Source organism: Arthrobacter sp. H5 (genome assembly GCF_000520595.1).
Taxonomy (GTDB): Bacteria; Actinomycetota; Actinomycetes; order Actinomycetales; family Micrococcaceae; genus Arthrobacter_D.
Genome location: NZ_AZSC01000371.1, coordinates 1 through 1,153, shown reverse-complemented (window position 1 = coordinate 1,153; position 1,153 = coordinate 1). Strand labels below are relative to the sequence as shown.

The following is a 1,153-nucleotide window of genomic DNA, read 5'->3' as shown; positions in this document are numbered from 1 at the left end:
GTTGTTGCGGGCTTCCTTCGTCCCGCCGGAACCCATTCGTGATCTACGCGATCTGACCCGGTCCCGGTCCATTGCGGTCCGGGACCGTACCCGGCAGATCCAGCGTCTGGAGAAGTTCCTGGAAGGCTCGGGCATCAAGCTATCGGCCGTGGTCTCGGAGCTGTCCGGTGTTTCCTCCCGGGCGATGCTTGAGGCCCTCGTGAGCGGGGAACGGGACCCGCAGGTGCTGGCAGCTTTGGCCCGGGGCCAGCTGAAGTCCAAGGTCCCGCAGCTGCTCGAGGCCCTTACCGGCATGTTCCGTGAGCATCACGCGTTTATGGTGCGGATATATTTGGATCAGATTGACGCCCACACCCGGATCATCGACGCCCTCACCGCCCGCGTTGAGGAGGCGATGGCACCCTTTCGTCTCGACCGGGAACTGCTAAGCACCATTCCCGGTGTCTCAACCCTGGTCGCCGATGTGATCATCGCCGAAACCGGAGCCGATATGAGTGTCTTTCCCACATCAGCCCAGCTGGCATCCTGGGCAGGGGTCTGTCCGGGTTCCAACGAATCCGCCGGCAAAATCAAGTCATCGAAGATCCTGCCGGGCAATAAGTACATCAAAGCCGCTCTCGGAACAGCAGCAATGGCGGCCGCCCGCAGCAAAGACACGTATCTGGCCGCGAAGTACCGACGGATAACGGCACGCCGCGGGAAACCTAAAGCCCTCGTCGCACTCGAACATTCAATTCTCACCGCGGTTTGGAACATGCTCGCGAACGGTGAATGCTACAACGACCCCGGGACGGACCACTTCACCCGACTCGACCCCGCCAAGACCAGGAACAACGCCATCCGACAACTCAAGAACCTCGGCTACGACGTCACCCTCATCCCGCCCACCGCAGCGTAGTCACCTTTATTTTCGTATTAGGGATTTCGGACGGTGGGACCTCTTAAACTGGGGTTTCTACTTATAGTGAGATCTGCAGTATGTCTGCATCGCGTCGCCGGTTTAGCCAGGAGTTCAAGGACAAACTGGCCCGGAAGTTATCGATACGTCCAAGCCCGTCGTGGAGGTCGCCAAGGCCTACGGGGTGGGGCAGCGTCTATACCTCGGCCGGTTTTAGGGCCTTAGTGACCGGCCTGGCCATGCGTTCCGCGATGC

At 60.3% G+C, this 1,153-nt stretch carries 1 protein-coding gene; it reads left to right on the top strand.

The window, feature by feature from the left end:
* The coding region (locus Y708_RS22270) for an IS110 family RNA-guided transposase (RefSeq protein ID WP_035774983.1) at positions 1 to 898 on the top strand (898 nt) is incomplete at its 5' end.
* Positions 899 to 1,153 lie beyond the last annotated feature (255 nt).